We start from the raw sequence: 20,917 nt of genomic DNA on the forward strand, positions 1-20,917 counted from the left end.
CACTATGTCGCTCCTGCCTCACTGGACCACCTCGTCGGCGGCCGGCGCAGTCCTGCCCCTCGTCGTGGCCCTGCTCGCTGGATGGCTGCTGCGCCGACGCAACCGGACGCCCGGTGTCGGGGAGCGCCGTGGCGCCGCTGCCATCCCGGTCGCCGCCGTCGCCGCCATCGGCTGCACCGCCTACAGCGCGGACACCAGCTGGCGCTTCGCCGCCGATTACCTCGACATGGGCAGCGCCATCGAGCGCGCCGCGATGTTCGCCGCCGCCGAGCTCGCCCTGTTCGCCACCGCGCTGATGGCCCGGCAGAACCTCAACGGCCCGAAGCAGGCGCCCGGCCTGCCCGGCACCCTCACCTGGGTGATCACCGCCGTGCAGATCGTGCCCGCCTACGCCGAGTCCGGCCCAGTGGGCGGCACCGTGCGGGCCTTCGTCGGCCCTGTCCTGGCGGCGATGCTGTGGCACCTGGCGATGGGCATCGAACTGCGCAACCGCAGCCCGCACGCCGACTCCCACAGCCTGACCGCCGTCCTCGCCCGGCAGATACGGGAACGGTTGCTGGCCCGCCTGGGGATCGCCGACCGGGACGCGGACGCCACCCGGATCATCCGCGAGCGCGCCCTCGACCGGGCCGTCACCCTGATCCTCCGGGCAGAGGCCATGACGCCCGAACGGCGTGCCAAGGGGCGAGGCCGGCGCCTCACCCGCCGCCTGCACCAGGCCCTGGAGCAGGCCGACGTCGACCGCGACAAGCGCCAAGACGAGCTGCTGCTGCGCAAGCTCGCCACCCGGCAACAGGCCCTCGCTCTGGCCTCGATTCCCCTGCCTCGGCGCTGGCCCGCCCTTACCGCGGGCACGCCGAGCGGCTCCACGCCTGCCCGCCCGCGCGCCACAGCGACGAGGCGGGCAGACAATCGGGGCCGCCCGTCCGAGAGCGATGCGGGAGATGACATGGCCCACCGGGCTGCCCGCCCGGAGCCCGAAAAACGCCCGCACCGGCCCGCCCGCACCACCACGAGCCCGGAGCCGAATCCGGGCGAGGAACCGTCGGATGCCGATCCGGGCAAGGCCGCCCGGGCGAGGCCGAATCGCCCGGGCCCCAAACCGCGCGCGACACGGGAAGTTCTCACGTCCTACGCCCACCGCATCCACGGGGAGACCGGACGTCTCTCCCGCGATCTGCTGGAGGACACCGTGCGCGAGGACGGCTACAGCGTCGCCAGCGACACCGCCGGAGAGGTCGTCCGCACCATCAAGGCCGAGCTGAAGGCCGCTCGCGCCGGTCACCCCCGCTGAACCCGCTCCCCCACAACACCCAAGGAAGACCGTCGAATGCACGACTCGCACCACGAACTGCCCACCAGCCAAAAGGAGATGACCACCCCAACCACAAGCCCAGCAAGTTGTACCGGGAGCAATGCTCCCGGGATTCCCTCCCCTGGGGTGGCGGGAACAGCCCGGCGCCAGGGGGCACCGGAGCGTCAGGCTGCGACCGAGGGCGGACCGCAGCAGGGAAGGGAACGGCAGGCCGAGTTCCTTGCGAAGAGACGTCAGCGCCCGCGTCAGCCAAAGTCGCACAAGCGCCTGCACCAGCCCAGCTGCCGCATGAACGATGCCGAGTTCAAGCGCTTCACTGACGCCGCCGCCCACTGCCAGATGTCCAACGCCGCTTTCCTCGCCTACGCCGTCAACAAAGCCGCCCGGGACCTGACCCGCACCGCCGCCGAGATCGCCACCGAACGAGAGGTCATCGACGAGTTGTTCGCCGCCCGCCGGCACCTGGGCCGCATCCACGGCCTGTTCAACCAGGTCGCCAAGGCCCTCAACTCCGGCGCTGCCGCACCCCACCTGGACGCCGCGGCTGAGGCCGTGCGCAACGCCGCCCGCCGCATGGAGGACGCCGCTGATGCCCTGCTCGCCCACCGCGACGGTAGTGCCCCTGCGTGATCCCCAGCATCCACAAGCGCGGCAGCGAGACCATCGGGCTGATCCGCTACCTCTACGGCCCCGGCACCGAAGAGGAGCACATCGACCCCCACCTGGTGGCCGCCTTCGACCCGCTCACCCCCGACCCCGGCCGCGACCCGAAGACCACCTACGAGCAGCTTGAGCACCTGCTCGACCAGCCCGTCAACGCCCTGCCCGCCAGCAAGCGCCCCGAGAAGCACGTGTGGCACCTGTCTGTGCGGGCTGCCCCGGAGGATCCGATCCTGTCCGACGAGGACTGGGCGGCCATCGCCCGCCGCATGGTCGCCGCCACTGGCATAGCCCCCGACGGCGACGAGCAAGCCTGCCGGTGGGCCGCCGTCCGCCATGCCGACGACCACATCCACATCATCGCCACCCTCGTCCGCGACGACGGCCGCCGGCCCCGCCTGCACAACGAGGCCCGTCGCGCCCAGGCCGAAGCCCGTCGCGTCGAAGCCGACTACGGGCTGCGCCGCGTCCCGCCCGGGGACGGCACCGCCGCCAAACGCCCCACCAGCGCCGAACTCCACAAGGCCGAACGCGAGGGCAGGGAACAACCGGCGCGCGAGGAACTGCGGGAGACCGTACGGCGGGCAGTGGCGGGCGCGGCGAGCGAGGAGGAGTTCTTCGACCGACTGGCTGCTGCCGGCCTGCTGATCCGCAAGCGCGTCGCGCCCTCCGGCGACCTGCTCGGCTACAAGGTCGCCCTCCCGGACAACCGCAACGGCGAGAAGGAGCCGGTGTTCTACGCGGGCTCCACCCTCTCGCCCGACCTGTCCCTGCCCCGCATTCGCAAACGCTTCTCCGGCGACAGCGACGCTGCCAACCGAAGCGACAGGGCACCGTCCGGCCGAGCCTCCGATCCCACGCCAAGCAGTCCGGCCACTGCGCGGCGCCGGGCAGCCACGGCGGTGTGGCAGGCGGTGCTGGTCGTCGACGACGGTGAGGACGCGGCGGTGGCCGCGCACATCGCGGCGGCCGGGGAGGTCCTGGGTGCGCTCGCCAAAACATCCGCCGCCCACACCCGCACCGAACTGCGCGAGGCGGCCTTCGTGTTCGAGCGGGCCACCCGCTCCCACGTCAAGGCCGAGCGCGGGCACGACCGCGCCCTGCGCCAGGCCGCCCGCGATCTCGTCTACAGCGGGCCGGCGCTCGGCCGCGGGGAAGACGGGGCGACCACGGCGATGGTGATCGACATGGCGTTCTTTCTCGTGACCGCCGCCGCTCACTGGCATGCGAAGAAGGGGCACGCTCAGCAGGCAGTCGCTGCCCGGGAGGCCACCGAGCACCTGCACGTCGCCTATCAGGCCGCTGCCACCGTCCCACTGGGCGTGCTGCACCAGCGGGGTCAGCGCCTGTCGCAGTCCCTGCGTCATAGGCAGACCGTCCACCTGCGTCAGGCGGTGCCGGAGTTGGCGGATCAGGTTCTCGCCGAACCGGGCTGGCACGCCCTGGCCGCCACGCTCGCCGACGCCGAGAGCGCCGGCCACGACCCGGCGGCGCTGCTGACCGAGGCCGCCGGGCGGCGGGAGCTGGGCACCGCCGGGTCGATCAGCGACGTGCTCGTGTGGCGGCTGCGACGCGTGGCCGACCTGCCCGCCGACGCCACCCTGATGCCCAACCACACCACCGCTGCGGCGAAGCGCGGAAGTACTGCCCGGCCCTCGCCGAGCCGACACGACTGGCCGCGCAACGCCCGCTAATCCGGGGTATAGGCCGGTGACCCTCTTCCTTGGCAGAGGGTCACCGGCAAAGCGGGTGGTCAGGAGGCAGCCTGCGCCTTGGCGAGTGCCTTCTCCAGGCTGGCGTCCACGAGACCCAGCGAGCCGAAGACGATCACTAGGACGTTGGCGATACGGATCGCCGTCTGCTTGACGACGCTGCGCTGCCCGCGGATCAAGTAGGTGAGCAGCTGCCCCTGCCCCAGGGGCAGCAGATCCTGACCGAGGTGCGCCGCAACGTCGTCCAGCGCCGCGACGGGACCGAGGAACGCGCGTAAGGCACGAACGTGAGTGGGCCCGAGTCCGGTGAACAAGGTTTGGACGCCGACGAGTTCAAGCAGATGATCGACGCGGTCGGCAGCGACGCCACCGCCGCGGTGAAAGGATGGCTCGCCGACACAGGCCGTATACACCCCAAAGCCGAGATCGTTTACCTGGAGATCCATGCCTGGAGAAAGACCCTGTGAGGGCCTTCGGTCGCAGCAGGTTCTCTGGGCGAGGATTGAGGGGTGGAAGGTGTCAGCCCAGCAGGGGCAGGATCTGCCCGAGGACGACGAAGGTGCCGGTGAAGGCGCCAGCGGCGCAGGCCAGTCGCTTCGCCGTACTGAAGCCGGCTGTGGGGGTGCTGCCCGTGCGTGAACCGGTGACGTCGTATGCCGCGTACGCGAGGCCGAGCGCGACGGCGACCGTGAGGATGCAGAGTGCCACGCGCGGGCCAGTGGGAGTGCCGCGGGCAAGATCGAGGGTGTTGGCGACGGTGCACACGTCCACGACCGTGGCGAGCGTGGCGGCTCCGGCTCCGCCCCACGCCAGGGCGTGGGTGGCGCCGCCGTTGACGGCGAGGCGGAAGGAGATGCGTGCCGCGACCGCGGCGGTCAGTGCGGTGCACGCTAGGAGCACGGCAACGACGATAGACACGGCGACCCCCTTGGGGCGAGATGCATTGTGGGCACGGCGAGTGAACGGGGCGGCCAGTGGCGTTCCCCACACGTACTGTCCCAGACTTTCTGAGACAATGGAAACAATGCACGTCAGAGGAGGTGAGGAGACATGACTGAGAAGCGCCCGGGGCGACCTCGCAAGGTTCTTCCCGCTGGCCTTCCCCCGGCTTTCAAACGGTTCATCCTCGAACTGCGCCGGCTAGCCGACGAATCCCTGTACACACAGCGCGAGCTGGCCGTCCGGGGAGGCATGAGTTTGCCCACCATCTCGCGCATTCTGAACGGCGAACGCCGCCCCTTGCGGAGTCAGGTGGATGCCCTCGTCCGGGCGCTCGAGCTGAACGACAGTGAGCGGGCGACCCTCGTCTTCCTCCACCAGCAGGCCACGAGCGAAGCACATGGGGTACAACCGGATGAGCGTGAGAGCACCACTTCAGATCTGGCCGACCGACTGGCCGAGCTCCGTCAGGACGCTGGCCTGAGTCTGCGCGAGATCTCCCACCGCCTTGCCCTGGCGGGCTCGCCTGTTGCCAAGTCCACCGTCGAGCGCACCCTTAACGTCCCTGATCACTCGCCTCTGTTGGCGCTGCAGGTGGCCATAATCCTCATCGAGGCTCTCCCCGAGAACGAGCGCGGCCCGGCAGCTGCACTGATGTTCCGCTCCGCCCTCGGCGCCGCCGAGGCCCTGCCACGGGGCTACAACCTCGTGACGGCCCCTACCGGATCGGGCAAGTCAGAACTGCTGTCGGCACTTCGGTCCGCCGGACCTACGCCGTCCGAAGAGGCGGTAGCCGTCCTCGCGCGCAAGCTGGACCTTCCGCTTTCCGAACTGACGGCTCTCCGTGAGACCGCCGCCGGGCGAAGCCGGATCCCTGGCAGACCGATCAGCGAGTGGAGCCCCTTGGAGCTGGAGGTACACCCCGCAGCCCAGCAAATCGGGGCGGACTCCAGCGCGGAGGCGGAACTGCCTGCCTACATTCCACGAGCGCATGACGCGCTGCTAGCCGAAGCAGTACAGAACGCCGCTACAGGCCAGAGCCAGATGGTGTTCATCGTGGGCGGGTCCGCCACTGGCAAGACGCGGGCCTGCTGGGAGGCAGTCCAGCAGCTCTCGGAACAAGGGTGGCGACTGTGGCACCCGTTCAATCCCAGTCGGGCCGACGCGGTGCTGGAGGGGATCGACCGAGTTGAGCCGCGCACTGTGGTGTGGCTTAACGAGGCTCAGCACTACCTGCTTCCGTCCGACCTCGGCGAGCAAGTCGCGTACGCCGTGCAGCGTTTGCTCAGCAGGCCCGAACGCGGGCCGATCCTGGTCCTGGGCACCATCTGGCCGACATACCTCGACCAATTGACGGCCGAACCAGCGCCCGGCACGCCCGATCTGCACGTAAAGGCCAGAAACCTACTGAACGGACGGACGATCTTTATCCCGGACTCTTTCGCCCCGGACACGCTGCGCTCGGCCGAGGCCGTGGCTGCTCTCGGCGATCCGCGCCTGGTGGAAGCTGCCGCCCAGTCCGGTGCCGACTGCCGGCTCACTCAGTATCTCGCCAGCGCCCCACAGCTAGTGAGCCGCTACACCATCGCGACACCAGCTGCCAGGGCTTTGGTGCATGCAGCGATGGACGCCTGTCGCCTCGGCGTTAGCGGTCCCATCCCCCAGTCTTTCCTCACTGACGCTGCTGTCGACTATCTCGGCGCCACAGCGTTCGACCTACTCAAAGATGACTGGGCGGAGCAGGCTTTCGCTGAACTGGCCCAGCCCGTTGCCGGCGATTCGAGGCCCCTACGACGTATGCGGCCACGCCCGGTAGGCCCGCCACCCGCTGCTCCCACGCTGAAGGCTGCACCGGTCCGGTCAGCGGGTGCCACGTTTCGGCTTGCGGACTATCTAGAGGAATACGGCCGTACAACCCGTCAGTTCCTGTGCCCGCCCGCTTCCTTCTGGCACGCCGGCTATACCCACCTCACGGCTCTGGAGGACCTCGAAAGTCTCGCTGACGCAGCCGAGGACCGGTATCGCTTGGAGTGGGCCCACCATCTGCGCCGCCGAGCAGCCGAAGTCAGCGACGATCAAGGGCTGATCCGCCTCACCCGGTTGAGGGAGGAGGCCGGAGACCGCAAGGAAGCCGAGCACCTCGCCCACACTGCCGCCGCCGCCGGCTACACGTCCGCCCTGCGTGAACTGGTCCGGATGCGGGAGAAGGCAGGAGACTTCGAAAGCGCCCAAGCTCTCGCACGGCAGGCTGCACATTACGGCGACGGCCTCGCACTGGCCGAACTCGCCTGGACGCGGGAGGACGAAGGAGATCCCATCAGCGCCGAAGGGCTCGCCCAGGACGCGGCTGCCGTCGGTGACATCTTCGCCTTGCGTGAACTGGCCCGCATGCGCGAGACAATGGGAGAGCGCACCAGTGCTGAAGGTCTCTACCGCCAGGCTGCAGACCTTGGCGATACCCGTTCTCTGCTCCGCCTCGTGGAGATGCGGGAGGAAGCCGGGGACACAGACGGAGCTGAGCAGCTTGCCCGCGCCGCGGACACAGGTGACGCCTTGCATCTCATCGGCCCGGCTCGCATGCGAGAAAAGGAAGGAAACAGGGAAGAGGCCGAAGCCCTCTACCGCCAGGCGGCCGATGCAGGCAACGCCTTCGCCTTGGCCGCTCTTGCCCGGATGCGGGACGAAGCAGGAGATTGGAGCGGCGCAGCAGCCCTCTACCGCCAGGCGGCCGATGCTGGCCTGGCCTGGCTAGTCAACCCCGCGATGCGGTGGCCGTACGGGTTGGACCCCGACGGCTCCCCCACACCTCCCTGGGCATGATGGAGCTTCGGTGTCTGCCCTCGCGCCAAGCGAGATAGATTAACTCGTCAGAATCGTTATGGCGCTTGCGGGCTCCCTCTACACATGGGTGGCCCTGCCGTAGACGCTGTCTCCTCGTGGCTCAGGGCCCGGGGAATTGGACACAGCCGTGAGACGAGTGGGCTGGCCACGGCGTGAGACACGACTTGAAGCAGTAGGTCACGGACACGTCCACGGACGCGAGCTGCGAGACCCCACACATCGAACCCAGGCCACGGGTTCCTTGCCATTCGATCCAGTCGCCGCAGGTCATGGAGGCTGGGCGTGCAGTAGGTCAACGGGTCCGCCGACACCAATCAAATTGGTCCCCGCAGGTCAGCGCGGCTGGACCCTCCTCCACTGTCAGCGGACACTTCCTGCCGAGCCGGGGTGATCAGTGCCAAGCTCATACCCAGACGGACAAGCCGAGGACGGGAGCGGGACCGTGACCACCAGCAACGTGCCCTTGTACTACGTCCCCTGGAGCCCAGAAGAGGACGGCTGGTCGATTAACGCGGTTGGCCTACATGGCGCTGACTGGCTCAACGAGCAGCCCGACCAGAGGTTGGTCTTGGTTCCCGGGGTGCAGGACTACCGGCAGCAGCCGATGGCCAAGCGCGTCCAGGACGCCATCGTCGCCAAGCCGGGCAGCCTGGCGGGCTGGTACGGCGGCCCGGTGCTCGCACCCTGGCCCACCCGGAAGATCGTGGGTGACCTCGCAAGTGGCCTCTGGGGGCGGGCGACCGCCATCTGCGTACTGCCGTGGGGCGACGATCCTCTCGCCAACGCGTGGCTGCGCACCCGGCGCGCGGTGAGCATCATCGACGGCTGCGTTCACCCGGAGGCAGACGTCGCCCTGTTGGACCCGGTGGTTGAGACGGCGATGGAGGAGCTAGACGGGCACGTCAACCACGCCAACGGGATCGCCGGCGGGATCGACAAGGCGTTCGCCGTGCACACACTGCTGAAGTTGCACGAGGCGGGTTACCGGTGGGACGTCGACCAGCTGTGCGGCTGGGCGCTGGGTCACGGCTTCACCGGCTCGGAGGAAGACCACCTCCGGCAGTACGCCACGAAGGTGCTCAAGCGCTCCCCGTTCCGGCCGCTGCCAACCGACCCCTTCTCTCCCGGTGCCATCGACCGGTGGCGAGGAACAGACGTGTAAATCCCGGGGCGGCGGCACGGTGCGCGGCGATACCGTGCTCTCTTCGCTCTTGTACGGCGGAGTCATCCTGCGGGGGATTTCATGGCGCAGACGCCGACCGCGTTGTTCCCGGTCACGGACCCTGACCGCCACGCCAAGGGCCGGCAGAAGATGTACGGCCTGGCCCGGTCCATCACCCGTATCTGGGAGGCGGCGGCCTCCACCGGCACCACGCTTTGCCGCGGCCACGGTCTGGTGGTCGACTCCGACGACATCGCCCCGGAAATCGCTCCCGCGCTCGCGGCCGTCCGCACCCTCGACCTTGAGGTGATCCGGAACGGCCTGCCCGGAGCCGACGCCCAGCGCTACCTGGACCTGCAGAAGACCGACCCCCAGGGACAGGTCGTTCTCGGCCTGGTGCTGGTGCGCAACGCCGACATTCACCTCCCGGCCGTCCTCGACGTGGAGGTTAACCGCGTCGTCGGTGAAGGTGACGGCTACCGGGTGATGCCCTCCTGGCAGTTGTACGACAACCTGCCATCGGTCGTACGCGCCAGCAAGAGGACCCAGAGCAACAGGAACGGCACGAACGAGCACTCCCACACCGCCTACCAGAACACAGTCGGCGGCCACCTTGTCATCGAAACCCTCCTCGATGCGTTCGCGTTCTTCCTGCGCTGCGACCCCACCCTGGCCCGGCGCAAGGCGGGCACGGACGAACTGGCGTACTTCCCGCTGCCCCCGTACACCGTCCACGACTACGAGCGCCGCCACCCCGACCAGCCCAACCGGGCCGACGTCGGCGCGGAAGTCCGCCGACTCACCGAGAATGCTCCGCCCTCGGGCAGCGGCCGGGAGATCTCGTATCGACTCACCAGCGACGGCACGGTCGTGTACTGCGGGCACACCGTCGAACCCTTCGGCCTACGCTCGGCGTTCACCGAGGCCGCACCCCAGATCGTGCGCGACGTCCAAGCCGGGTACTCGTATGTTGCTGTGGCCGCCGACGGTGCGCACCACGTAGTCACCGCCGACACAGACGGCCGCCTGTCTGCGGACTGTTCTCCGCTTGAGGACTACCCCTTCCCCCAACCGCACCGGCATCCGCTCCCCGAGACGTGGCTGACGTGGTGGCAGCTCACGCTTGAGGACCCGTTTTGGTACCGGAGGCAACGGCACCACGAAGGGCACCCGCGCGACCTCTGAGGTCCGCCCACAGGGTTCGCCGGATGCGGCATACGAGCCGTCAAGGTTGCCGTCGGTATGGCCGAACGAGCCGACTAACTTCGCTGTCCAAGAACAACTGGTGAATCGCCGGAGTGATCCGCATGCATGCGTCCGTGTGTGTCGACCAGAGAGTCCTCACTCAACGGGCGATTTCAGCCGTTCCCAGCCTGGGACGGCCCCTCTTCTCCCGGACTCAAGGAAGAGCGGACAGCAATCGAATCCGGCCAGCCCTGGGGATGCTGCGGCCGGTCCGCTCTTCGACGCTCTGGCCCCGGCCGCGTAAGGTCAACTTCCGGGCTCCCGGCAAGTTTCGGCAAGTTCCTCGCTCCAAGGCCCAGCCGCGGGCAAGCTCTGGCACAGAGATCGTTACCGGCATCCGAGGAGGACATCATGGCCCTGCGTAAGCTCGGTAAGGACCCGGAGAGTCCCAGTGGCGGCTCCCCCACCATCTACCTCGACGAGGAGAAGGACAGCTACCTCGTACAGGGGCTGAAGGTGGAGGACATCGAGCGCCTCGGGCAGATGGACATCCCCGGCCACGAGTCGGTGGTGGAGATCCCTCGGCGCATGGTGCAGTTCTTCCTGGAGGTGAAGAAGGTTGACGAGGACCCCGACGTTTGAGGAGCTGTTCCGCGACTGCCAGAGGACGGCCGTCCATCTGGAGATGCGCGACGCCTACATGAAGTCGGACCCGGCCTTCATCGACTGGAAAGCCGGCCTGACACTCGACCCGGCCGAGCGCTGGGGCGACTGGCACAGCATCGTCACGGAGGCCACCTCGCGAGGCATCGAGGTCCGCCGGGCCCGAGTCGTCTCGACTCCCGTCAGCGAGTATATCCGCTTCGAGTACGACGTGACGGATGGACTGAACATCGCCGCCGGCGAAGACGTGCGCTGGCTCTCCCGGCGAAACGCCACGGGCCTCGCCCTTCCGGGCAACGACTTCTGGCTCTTCGACTCCAGCCTCGTTCTCGTCAATCATTTCGATGGCGAAGGCGAGAACATGGAGGTGGAACTCACGGAGGACCCCGAGGTGGCAAAGCTCTGCGAGTCGGCCTTCGAGGCCGTGTGGGCGCGGGCAACACCGCACGCAGAGTTCCAGTCGGCCTGATAGCTCGAACAGCATCATCGCAGCGACATGACATCGCCATCTTCGAGCGTTCAGGAAGCCCGCAGGGCTCTGGGTAAACGCCTGAGCGAAATCCGGCTCGAAGCCGGGCTCACCAAGCGAGCGTTGGCCAACAGACTCGGCTGGCATGAGTCGAAGTGTTCGCGCTTCGAGAGCGGCAGGCGTCCGCCCTCGGAGCGCGACCTTCGTGCGTGGGCCGCTGCTTGCGGTGCGGAGAACGCGGCCGAGGATCTCGTCTCGACAGCCCGCGGCATCGAGGGCATGTACGTCGAGTGGCGCCGGATGGAGCGCACGGGCCTGAAGCAGGCCCAGGAGTCCGTCCTCCCTCTGTGGGAGCGCACTCAGCGGTTCCGAATTTACTCGCCGTGGCTCATTCCCGGCCCCGTGCAGACGGCCTCGTACATCACCGCACTGCTCACCTCCATTCGCGACCGCCGCGGCCTCATTGATGACGTGCCGGCGGCCGTCAAGGTGCGTGTGGAGAAGCAGAAGATCGTGTATGCCAACCACACGTTCGCGATCCTCCTGGAAGAGGGAGCACTCCGAAAGCGCATAGGCGGGACGGATGTAATGGCCGGCCAACTCGGCTATCTGCTCAGCGTTATGGCGCTGCCTTCGGTGAGTATCGGCATCATTCCTGAAGACGCCGACCGTTCCAGCCTCTGGCCCGTCGAGGGCTTCTTCCTGTACGACGACCACACCGTCCACGTCGAACTCGTCTCAGCCCACCTCGCCGTCACGCAGAAACACGAACTTGCCATGTATGCCCAGACGTTCACGGATCTGGCCGAACTTGCCGTCTACGGCCCGGCGGCGCGCGAACTCATCACGGCAGCCATCGAATCCCTGGGGTGAATGCCGGGCAAGTTCCGGCACACTCGTAGAGCCCCTCCTGTCGCCCTTCTTAGCGTTACTGGCACGGCCGGAAACGCGTACTGAAGGGGCGAGACGGTGATCACTGTGGCAAGTAGTGGCAAGGCATCGAGAGCAACCGACAGCGCGGGAACCGAAGTTCTCCCAGTCGCCGTCGAGACGATTTCAGAGAGCACCGAGTCAGCCCTCTCCATGCAGATGGACACCTCCACCCGCAAGGACATGGACGCGTCTCTGCCGGAGATCGTCGGGCACCTCAACCTTCTACTCGGCGAGGATCTGGGGGCCGACGAGGACGAGGACGTGCGGGAGCTGTTCCGCAAGGGGTACCGGCTCATCGACCTGCAGAACCGTCCGACCGCGGAGACTCCGTCGTTCGGCGTCTTCATCTACCTCCGGGATGTCGCCGACATCACGCGAAGGCTCCTGTGGATCTACACACAGCGCCACGGGCTCGGTGCGCCGCCAAGACCTCGGTCTACCGGCAGGGTCACGGCTTCCAGCGTGCCCTGATCATCGCCGCCCTGAAGCTCCTTGCCGAGCGTATGAACCCGCAAGACGGAACCCGAACCTTCTGCCTCGCCATTGAGGAGCCTGAGCTCTTCCAACATCCCCCGCAGGCAAAGACGTTCGCGAGCGTGCTGCGTGAGCTGGTCACGTCATCCCCCGAGGGACGAACCCAGGTGATGTACGCAACGCACAGTCCGATCTTCATCGATCCGCGCGACTACCACCAGATCCGCCGCCTGAGCCGGGAGGGCGCTGCGGAGCACCCCGTCACCCAAGTCTGGCAAGTGACCGAGGCCGACCTCTGCCAGACCCTTGCGGGCCTGGTCAAAGAGGAGTCCATCAAGCGGTATGCGGGGGCCCGGTGTTCCAACACGCTGGCCGAAGGCTTCTTCGCCCATGCCGTGATGCTGGTCGAGGGATTCACTGAGGAGGCCGTGCTCCTTGCCTGCGCGGAGCGGCACCGCCGCAATCTCGGTGCCCTGGGTATCACCGTGATCAACGCCCAGGGCAAGGACAACCTGCTTCTGTGCCACGCCATCCTTACCACCCTCGGAGTCCCTTGTTACGTCGTCTTCGACGGGGACGCGGGCATGGAGCAGCGCAAGCGTGAGTCGGTACGGGACTTGGCCCAGGAGAAGCGACGAGAGAAGGAGCTGGAGTTCGAGAGGCAGGCCCGGAAGAACGCTGGGAAGAACGCCGATCTCCTGCGATATCTCGGGGCTTCAGTGGCCCCGTGGCCCACGACTGCTGCGGAGGCCACCTACGCGGTGTTCCACGACAACCTTGAGACCTACCTGGAGACAGACTGGCCAGCGTGGTGGGCACGCCGACGGGATCTGATCGACTCTGGTGACGGATTCGCCGGGAAAGACGCAGTCACCTACCGGGAAGCAACTCTGACTGCCTCTTCAGAGCCGCCCGTCGAGCTAGTAGCCATGCTCGACAACGTCCAGCATCTGGCGAAGTAGCTGTCAGCTCTTGCACTCATTCCGGGAGCTGACCTTGCAGGTCGGCTCCCGGATGTGGTCACGTCTGCCTCTTAACCAGGAAGTCCCTGACCGCGCTGCGGTCTCAGTTCTGGTCTCATTCGCCGACGTCCGGGACCGTTCGGAAGCTCGCCGACCAACCGCTCCGCCGCAGGTCGGAACGTTCCCGATCTACCCCGAACCCCCAGACGAAGACTTGGAAAGCGTGTTGGGGGCAACCCCTCACGAGTTCGAATCTCGTATCCTCCGCCAGTGCCTCACCGGGCACGATGTTGAAGGGCCCCACCGTTCGCGGTGGGGCCCTTCTCCGTTGCCGTCTCAGTTCGAGGCCGCCGGGATCCAGTGGTTGTAGATGGTGGAGGTCTCGGACTTTCCTTCGCTGACCGGCCAGCCGAGTTCGGCTGCCATCGGCATCATCTTTTCGCCGAACGCGTCCATGTGCCCCTGGGACTCCCAGACGTCGTAGATGTCGATGCCGTTCTCGCTCGGGACGCAGACGTGGGCGATACAGCCGTCGAAGATCTCGGGTGTCTCCTGGAGCTTCGTGTTGAGGGCGTCGTACTGGTCCGTGGTGATGCCCGGTACGGCGGCGTGCATGAAGATCGGCATGACGACTGCTCCTTGTCGAGTGATGAATCGGTTGGTGGCTTCGCGACGGGGGGTCATGGCGCCGGGGCGATGTTCTGGTTCGCGTGGAAGAGGTTGGCCGGGTCGTAGGCGTTCTTGATGCGGGTGAGGCGCGTGTAGTGGTCCCGGTAGGTGGCCTTCACGCGGCTTTGGCCCTCGTCCTCGCCGATGAAGTTCACGTAGGCGCCGCCCATGGAGTGCGGGTGCAGCTCCTCCCAGTAGTCGACGCACCACTGCCTGATCGCGCCGGCGTTGGCCGGGTCCGGGTCGATGCCGCCGATCACCCCGGACCAGACCGCGTCGCGGTAACCCCACGCGGTGTCCTCCTGGTCGACTCGGGCCGCGGCCCCGTCGACGGGATAGAGGTGCATCATCGACAGGTCGGTGGGGAGGTTCTCGGCGTACTTCCTGTGTACGTCGATCGCGTCGTCGGTGATCTGGTCGAAGAAGTCGCCGCGCCAGTACCACTGGAGGCCGGTGGGGATCAGTTCGTCGAACATGGTCTGCAGCGCCGGGTACGGCATCGGCGCGGTGAAGTGGAAGGCGGGCGTGCCCGGTTCGCGTACGGCGGCCAGGGCGTCCTCGGCGTCGTCCGGGGCGCCGGTCCAGCACCACACGACGCCGCACATCTTCTGGCCGTGGATCTCCTCCGGGAACGGCGGGCCCGGCGGAACGGTGAGCGCGGCGAAGAAGCCGTTCAGGTCGTCGGGGGCCTGCGGCAGGAAGTCGCGGTACCAGCGCAGTACGTCACCGGTCAGGTCGACCGGCCACACGGTGGCCCCGGCGACCACGTCACCCACCGGGTGCAGCCGGAAGCGGAACGACGTGACGACGCCGAAGTTGCCGCCCCCGCCGCGCAGCGCCCAGAACAGGTCCGGGTGCTGGGACTCGCTCGCGGTGACAAAGCTGCCGTCGGCGAGGACGACGTCCGCGGCGACGAGATTGTCGATCGTCAGGCCGTACTTGCGGGTCAGGTGGCCATGTCCGCCGCCCAGGGTCAGGCCGGCGACGCCCGTCGTCGACATGATCCCGGCGGGAGTGGCGAGGCCGAAGGCGTGGGCGGCGTGGTCCAGGTCGCCGAGCTGGCTGCCGCCGCCGACCCGGGCCGTCTTCGCCACGGGGTCGACGCGCGCCCAGCGCATCGGGGAGAGGTCGATGGTGACGGCGTCGTCGATCTCGCAGAGTCCGGCGCCGCTGTGGCCGCCGCCCCGGACGGCGAGTTCCAGGCCCCGTTCGCGGACGAAGTCGACGGCGGCCATGACGTCCGCCGCGTCGGCGCACCGCACGAGGGCGGCCGGGCGCCGGTCGATCATCGCGTTGTAGATCGTGCGGGCCCGGTCGTACTCGGGGTCCGTCGGGCCGATGACCGGGCCGCGCAGTGCGGCTCTCATGTCTTCGAGGGTGCTGCCGTCCATGACGGACTCCTTGCCGAGGCGCGCACCGCTTCTCGCAACCGGCCTCGCGACCGGCCTCCCCCTGTCGGGCCGTCGGTGAGCGGTTCGTGCGCCGGCGTCCTGGCGCCCCCCGTCAGCCGCGGAGCCGACCTCTCCGGCGTCCCGGAGCTGACTTCTCCAGCGTCCCGCCGTTCGGCCGGGCCCGCAATTCACCGGCGCCGCCACTTCCGACTGACAGCGACCGACAGCGGCCGACAGGCGCTGACAGCCCTTGTCAGCGTGCCGGCCGCCCGCTGTCAGCGGCCCCCGGCATCGTCCTCCTCGTCGAGAAACACGGAGACGAGAGGCCCGGACAGGGCCGCGGAGGAGAACCACGATGTCGTACGCCATCAAGGCCGAGGGTCTGGTCAAGAAGTACGGGGACTTCGTCGCGCTGGACGGCGTCGACCTGGAGGTCCCGGCCGGAAAGGTGATCGGGGTGCTCGGACCGAACGGCGCCGGGAAGACCACCACCGTGCGCATCCTGTCGACGCTGCTGCGGCCCGACGCGGGGCACGCCACCGTCGGGGGCCACGACGTGGTCAGGGACCAGGTGCGGGTCCGCGGCCTGATCGGCCTCACGGGCCAGTACGCCTCCGTGGACGAGGAACTGTCCGGCGCCGAGAACCTCGTACTCCTCGGGCGGCTGCTCGATCTGTCGCGGCGCGATGCCAAGGCGCGGGCCGTCGAGCTGCTTGAGCAGTTCGAGCTGACGGAGGCCGCCCAGCGGCCCATCAGCACCTTCTCCGGCGGGATGCGACGCCGCCTCGACCTCGCGGCGAGCCTGGTCGGACGGCCGGAGGTGCTGTACCTGGACGAGCCGACCACCGGTCTGGACCCGCATGCCCGCAAGGAGGTCTGGTCGGTCGTGCGGCGGCTCGTCGCCGACGGCGCCACCGTGCTGCTCACCACGCAGTATCTGGAGGAGGCCGATCAACTGGCCGATTCCATCACCGTGTTCGACCGCGGCCGGGTCGTCGCGGAAGGGCGCCCCGACGAGCTCAAGCGGCGGGTCGGCGGTCAGACGCTGCAGGTGCGGCCGACGGTCGCCGGTGACCTGGACGTCGTGAGCGGCATCCTCGCCGAGCTGACCGGCACCGCGCCCCAGCGTGACACCGACAACGGCCTGCTCACCGTGCCGGTCGACGATCCGATGCTGGTCTCCGCCCTCGTACGACGCCTCGACGGGGCCGGCATCACGGCCGACGAGCTGGGGCTGCGTCTGCCCAGCCTGGACGAGGTGTTCCTGGCGCTCACGGGCGGGGCGGCGAAGAAGACCGCCGTCGCGGGGTGAGCGGTCACCGCGCCGCGACCCGCCTCCCCGGCCTCACGCCGAACAACACCTCACACCGATGAAGACCTCACGCCGAAAAGGACCCGCCATGAGCACCGTCACCCTCCCGCACGCCCCGCAGTCGGCCGCCCCCGCGCTCCGCATCAGCCCCGCCAAGGCCACCCGCCACAGCCTCGCGCTCGCCGGGCGCGGCATCACCAAGTTCGTCAAGTCGCCCGCACGGCTCGTCGACGTCGTCCTCACGCCGATCGTCTTCCTGCTGATGTTCGTCTACCTCTTCGGCGGCGCCATCGCGGGCGGCGACACCGACGCCTACCTGCAGATGATCACGCCCGGCATCATGGTGATGACCGTCTTCCAGGCCAGCATCGGCATCGGCGTCTCCCTCAACGCCGACTCCAGCACCGGCATCTTCGACCGCTTCCGCAGCATGCCGATCGCCCGCTCGGCGCCACTGATCGGCGCGGTCCTCGCCGATGTCGTGCGGTACGTGGTCTGCCTCGTCACGCTGATCGCCCTCGCCCTGGTCATGGGCTACCGGCCCGACACCGGCCCGGTGGCGGCACTGGCCGCGCTCGCGGTGCTCATCGCCTTCGCCGTCAGCTTCTCCTGGATGTCGGTGTACGTCGGCATGCTGGTCAAGACCCCGGGCTCGGTGCAGGGCCTGATGACCGTCCTGGTCCTGCCGCTCACCTTCGCCAGCAACGTCTTCGTGCCGGACGCCACCATGCCGGGCTGGCTGCAGGTCTGGTCGGACGTGAACCCCGTCAGCCTGATGTCCGACACCATGCGCGGCCTGCTCAACGGCGGCGAGGTCGCGGGCCCGCTCCTCGGCAGCCTGGCCTGGATGGTCGGCGTGATCGCGGTCTTCGCCCCCCTCGCGATGCGGGCCTACCGCAAGCGCGCCGCCTGAGCCGCCGCCCCCTTCCCGGCCCAAGAGCCCCGCACGCAGCACCAGCACGCCTCACCAGTACGACGTCACCGGCTGACCGGCCTCTCCGGTCAGCCGGTTCAGTGCGTCCGCCCTCGGAAGCCCCGCGCCCAGGCCGTACGCCTCCTCGTAAGCGGCGGCACCGAGCCGCCCCGCCACCTCGCCCACCAGCTCCCGCAGCTGCGGATCCCCCTCGTCGAACACCCCCCGGACGACCTGGCTCATGCCGAGCGCGGTGGCCGCCCCCGCCGCGTCGCCCTCCAACAGGAGCAGCCGGGCCAGGAGTTCGGCGGCCCGCGCGATGTCCGCGACCTCGCCCCGGGCGAAGGCGCCGCTCACCGCCCTCGGCAGCAGCTCGCGCGCCCGCACGGCGTCGCCCTGCGCGAGCCGGTTCGCCATGCGGGCGCCCGCGATCAGGTCGCGGGCCATGTCGTCGGGGAGCGTGAGCCGGTCGGCGACGGTGTCCAGGCGGTCGAGGATCAGATCGGCCTGCTCCAAATCGCCCGACCTGCGGTGCAGTTCGGCCAGGCTGAACAGCATCTCGGCCTCCATCCGCCGGTAGCCCCGCTCCCTGGCCTGCCGCTGCGCCGCGTGGATGTCCCGCAGGGCGCCCTCCCGGTCACCGCCGCGCAGCCGCTCCGCCGCGAGCCGGGCCAGGCTGTTGAACAGGTCGTCCTCGGCGCCCAGTTCACCGCTGACGGCCACCGCTCGCGCGTACGCGTCGATCGCCTCGGCATGCTCCCCGCGCAGGGAGTGGTCGCCGCCGACGGCGAGCAGCGCGAGGCCGAGGCCCCACCGGTCGCCCACCGCCTCGAATCCCCGCAGGGCCGCGCGGCGCGCCTCGGCTCCCGCGGGCTGCTCGCCCCGCCCGGTGAGCACGAAGTCCCGCGCCCAGTGCGCGGTCGCCCGCACCCAGGGCTCCGGCCGCTCCGCCGCGCGCCGCAGGCCGCTCTCGCCCAGGTCGGCGTTGCCGGTGAGGAACGCGAGCATCGGGATCCACAGCAGCAGCGCCGGGTGGAACTCCTCGGCGCCGGCCCGCTCGCAGTCCTCGATCAGGGTCCGTACGGGTATGTCGTCGCTGTCCGCGGCCCCGGGGGTGCCCGCCATCAGGCGCACCACGCGGAACGCGGCCCGCGCCCGGCCGGGCAGCGCCTCGTCGAAGGTGAGCACCTCGGCGAGAAACGTCTCGAACTGGGTGCTCATCCCCCTGATCCCCCAGTACCAGAACAGCGCGCGCACGAACCGGGAGGCCAGGGCCGCGTCCCGGGCCTCGAAGGCGCCGCGCAGGGCGGACACCAGGTTGTCGTGCTCGGCATCGAACAGCGCGAGCGAGCTGAGCTGCTCGCCGGTGCGCAGGGCGGGTTCGTGATGCTCCGCGAGTGCGAGGAAGTAGGCGGCGAAACGGTCCGCGGTACGGGCGCCGGCGTCGCCCCCGGGCACGGGTGCGGCCTCCGCTTCCGCCTCGGCCAGGCGGCCCGCCGCGAAGGCGCGCACCGTCTCCGACATCCGGTAGCGCTGCTCGCCGTCGGCGTCGCCGGACGTGTCCAGGAGTGACGTCTCCAGGAGGGACTTCTCGACGAGGGAGCCGAGGACGTACAGCACGTCGTCGGCCGGCAGCGTCTCGTCCGAACAGACCGCCTCCAGGGCCGCGACGGTCGCCCCGCCGGGGAACACCGACAGCCTGCGGGCGAGGATCCGCTCGGGCTCGTCGAGCAGGTCCCAGCTCCACTCGACCAGCGCGAGCAGCGTGCGCTGACGCGGCAGCGCGGTCCTGCTGCCCGAGGTGAGCAGCCGGAACCGGTCGTCGAGGCGGCGCGCGATCTGGCCGACGCTCATCGAACGCAGCTTGGCCGCGGCCAGCTCCAGGGCGAGCGGGAGGCCGTCGAGACGCCGGCAGATCTCCACCACCGGGTCCACGGTGGACGCGTCGAGCGCGAAGCCGGGCCGTACTCCGGACGCCCGGTCGGTGAAGAGGCGTACCGCAGCCGAGTCGGCCGCCTCCGCGAGCTCCGGGGCCCCCGTGGGCACCCCGAGCGGGCCGAGGTGGCACAGCGCCTCGCCGGTGATGGCGAGGGGTTCCCTGCTGGTGGCGAGGATCCTCAGGTGCGGGAGGCGCTCGAGGAGTTCGTGCGCCAGGTCCGCCGATGCCTCCACCAGGTGCTCGCAGTTGTCCAGGACGAGGACGGTCTCGCCGACGTCGAGCACTTCGGTCACGCGGTCGACCCCCGCTCCGCCACCAGCTTGGCCTTCGCCGCCGGAGGTCACCGATCCCGTGCTGAGCGCGGCGTGCACGGCATCCGCCAGCTGGTCCGGGGTGCCCACACCGGCCAGCGGCACGAACCACACCCGGCCGCGCCGGTGGGCCCGATGCTGCGTGACGGCTTCGAGCGCCAGCCTGGTCTTGCCCGCGCCGCCGGGGCCGACGAGGGTGACGAGGCGGGAGTCGGCGAGGAGCGCGGCGACCTCGTCGAGTTCGGCGTCACGGCCGACGAAGCTGGTGAGCCGGGCGGGGAGGCGGTTCGGGACGGGAGTGGCCTCGGGGCGTGCGGGCGGCTGCTCCAACTCGCCGCGCAGGAGCGCGAGATGGACGGCCTTCAGTTCGGCCGACGGGTCCACGCCGAGTTCGTCGTCGAGCCGTCCCCGCATCTCCTCGTACACGCCGAGCGCGTCGGCGTTGCGGCCCGCGGCGGACAGTGCGCGCATCCGCAGGGCGGCCGTGCGCTCGCTCAACGGCCTTTCCGCGCCCGCCGATTCGAGGTCGGCGAGGATGTCGGCGTACCGCCCCAGGCGCAGCTCCGCGTCGAAGCGGTCCTCGGCGGCGGCGGTCCGCAGGTCGTCGAGGCGGGCGGCCGTGGGGCGGGCGAAGGGGGCGTCGAGGACGTCCGTGAGGGCCGGGCCCCGCCACAGGGCGAGGGCGTCGGCGAGCGTCGACGCGGCCTGCGCCGGGCGGCCCGCGGCCAGTTCACGCCTGCCTTGCGCGGCCAGCGCCTCGAAGCGGTGGGCGTCCACGTCGTCGGCGTCCACCGTGACGCGGTAGCCGCCCGCGACCGAGTCCACCGTCCCGGCGCCGCGCAGGGCCTTGCGCAGCCGGGACACAAGGGCCTGGAGGGCGTTGCCCGCGTCCGCGGGCGGCTGCTCGCCCCACAGACCGTCGACCAGCGCGTCGACGGAGACCGGGCGCCCGCCTTCCAGGGCGAGCCTCGCGAGCAGCATGCGCAGCCGTACGCCGCCCAGGGCGAGGGGTGCCGCGTCGTCGGCGGTGACGTCGAGCGGTCCGAGCAAGCAGATCTTCACCGGGG

18 protein-coding genes are annotated in these 20,917 nt (G+C 69.5%); 13 read left to right on the top strand and 5 right to left on the bottom strand.

From position 1 onward, the window contains the following. Positions 1–4 precede the first annotated feature (4 nt). The 3 genes from ACZ5U5_RS26655 to ACZ5U5_RS26665 all read left to right on the top strand — a co-directional run bounded on the left by ACZ5U5_RS26655 (position 5) and on the right by ACZ5U5_RS26665 (position 3,669). Positions 5–1,294, top strand: a complete 1,290-nt coding sequence (locus tag ACZ5U5_RS26655; protein WP_469027082.1) for a hypothetical protein — start codon at positions 5–7, stop codon at positions 1,292–1,294. Between the two features lie 309 nt (positions 1,295–1,603). Next, complete coding sequence (locus ACZ5U5_RS26660; RefSeq protein ID WP_469026276.1) at positions 1,604–1,945, top strand: plasmid mobilization relaxosome protein MobC; 342 nt, start codon at positions 1,604–1,606, stop codon at positions 1,943–1,945. Beyond that, on the top strand, positions 1,942–3,669 hold the full coding sequence (locus ACZ5U5_RS26665) for a relaxase/mobilization nuclease domain-containing protein (protein ID WP_469026279.1): 1,728 nt from the start codon (positions 1,942–1,944) through the stop codon (positions 3,667–3,669). The genes ACZ5U5_RS26660 and ACZ5U5_RS26665 overlap by 4 nt, the downstream gene beginning before the upstream one ends. Before the next feature lie 59 nt (positions 3,670–3,728). On the opposite strand, the gene ACZ5U5_RS26670 is transcribed toward ACZ5U5_RS26665, so the two are convergent. Both ACZ5U5_RS26670 and ACZ5U5_RS26675 read right to left on the bottom strand, forming a co-directional pair. Next, the gene (locus ACZ5U5_RS26670; RefSeq protein ID WP_469026282.1) at positions 3,729–4,133 is read right to left on the bottom strand and encodes a hypothetical protein; all 405 of its coding nucleotides are present in this window, start codon (positions 4,131–4,133) and stop codon (positions 3,729–3,731) included. A gap of 73 nt (positions 4,134–4,206) precedes the next feature. Continuing rightward, on the bottom strand, positions 4,207–4,605 hold the full coding sequence (locus ACZ5U5_RS26675; protein ID WP_469026284.1) for a hypothetical protein: 399 nt from the start codon (positions 4,603–4,605) through the stop codon (positions 4,207–4,209). A 132-nt stretch (positions 4,606–4,737) separates the two neighbouring features. Between ACZ5U5_RS26675 and ACZ5U5_RS26680 the strand changes: the two genes are divergently transcribed. From ACZ5U5_RS26680 to ACZ5U5_RS26715, 8 genes are all read left to right on the top strand, one after another. Beyond that, positions 4,738–7,446, top strand: a complete 2,709-nt coding sequence (locus ACZ5U5_RS26680) for a helix-turn-helix domain-containing protein (protein ID WP_469026287.1) — start codon at positions 4,738–4,740, stop codon at positions 7,444–7,446. 463 nt (positions 7,447–7,909) lie between these two features. Next, positions 7,910–8,629 (top strand): hypothetical protein, encoded by a 720-nt coding sequence (locus ACZ5U5_RS26685; RefSeq protein WP_469026290.1) that lies wholly within the window; start codon positions 7,910–7,912, stop codon positions 8,627–8,629. 81 nt (positions 8,630–8,710) lie between these two features. Continuing rightward, positions 8,711–9,814, top strand: a complete 1,104-nt coding sequence (locus ACZ5U5_RS26690; RefSeq protein WP_469026292.1) for a hypothetical protein — start codon at positions 8,711–8,713, stop codon at positions 9,812–9,814. 411 nt (positions 9,815–10,225) lie between these two features. Further along, the gene (locus ACZ5U5_RS26695; protein WP_067022411.1) at positions 10,226–10,456 is read left to right on the top strand and encodes a hypothetical protein; all 231 of its coding nucleotides are present in this window, start codon (positions 10,226–10,228) and stop codon (positions 10,454–10,456) included. Beyond that, complete coding sequence (locus ACZ5U5_RS26700) at positions 10,434–10,946, top strand: DUF6879 family protein (RefSeq protein ID WP_469026295.1); 513 nt, start codon at positions 10,434–10,436, stop codon at positions 10,944–10,946. Before ACZ5U5_RS26695 ends, ACZ5U5_RS26700 begins: the two co-directional genes overlap by 23 nt. 27 nt (positions 10,947–10,973) lie before the next feature. Next, on the top strand, positions 10,974–11,819 hold the full coding sequence (locus ACZ5U5_RS26705) for a helix-turn-helix domain-containing protein (protein ID WP_469026297.1): 846 nt from the start codon (positions 10,974–10,976) through the stop codon (positions 11,817–11,819). Positions 11,820–12,029: 210 nt separating this feature from the next. Then, positions 12,030–12,350, top strand: coding sequence for a hypothetical protein (locus ACZ5U5_RS26710; RefSeq protein ID WP_469026299.1), 321 nt, complete (start codon positions 12,030–12,032; stop codon positions 12,348–12,350). After that, on the top strand, positions 12,266–13,315 hold the full coding sequence (locus ACZ5U5_RS26715) for an ATP-dependent nuclease (RefSeq protein ID WP_469026302.1): 1,050 nt from the start codon (positions 12,266–12,268) through the stop codon (positions 13,313–13,315). Before ACZ5U5_RS26710 ends, ACZ5U5_RS26715 begins: the two co-directional genes overlap by 85 nt. A 336-nt stretch (positions 13,316–13,651) precedes the next feature. On the opposite strand, the gene ACZ5U5_RS26720 is transcribed toward ACZ5U5_RS26715, so the two are convergent. Continuing rightward, positions 13,652–13,942: a hypothetical protein gene (locus ACZ5U5_RS26720; RefSeq protein ID WP_469026304.1), complete on the bottom strand. Its 291-nt coding sequence runs from the start codon at positions 13,940–13,942 to the stop codon at positions 13,652–13,654. A gap of 53 nt (positions 13,943–13,995) precedes the next feature. Next, the gene (locus ACZ5U5_RS26725; protein ID WP_469026307.1) at positions 13,996–15,375 is read right to left on the bottom strand and encodes an FAD-binding oxidoreductase; all 1,380 of its coding nucleotides are present in this window, start codon (positions 15,373–15,375) and stop codon (positions 13,996–13,998) included. A 355-nt stretch (positions 15,376–15,730) separates the two neighbouring features. On the opposite strand from ACZ5U5_RS26725, the gene ACZ5U5_RS26730 reads away from it, so the two are divergent. After that, positions 15,731–16,687: an ATP-binding cassette domain-containing protein gene (locus tag ACZ5U5_RS26730; RefSeq protein ID WP_469026309.1), complete on the top strand. Its 957-nt coding sequence runs from the start codon at positions 15,731–15,733 to the stop codon at positions 16,685–16,687. A gap of 88 nt (positions 16,688–16,775) precedes the next feature. Beyond that, complete coding sequence (locus ACZ5U5_RS26735) at positions 16,776–17,600, top strand: ABC transporter permease (RefSeq protein ID WP_469026312.1); 825 nt, start codon at positions 16,776–16,778, stop codon at positions 17,598–17,600. Between the two features lie 51 nt (positions 17,601–17,651). On the opposite strand, the gene ACZ5U5_RS26740 is transcribed toward ACZ5U5_RS26735, so the two are convergent. Beyond that, positions 17,652–20,912 carry an AfsR/SARP family transcriptional regulator gene (locus tag ACZ5U5_RS26740; RefSeq protein WP_469026314.1) on the bottom strand — a complete coding sequence of 1,087 codons (3,261 nt, stop codon included), beginning with the start codon at positions 20,910–20,912 and terminating at the stop codon, positions 17,652–17,654. Between the last annotated feature and the right edge of the window lie 5 nt (positions 20,913–20,917).

It is taken from the genome of Streptomyces sp. NPDC033177 (genome assembly GCF_055577715.1).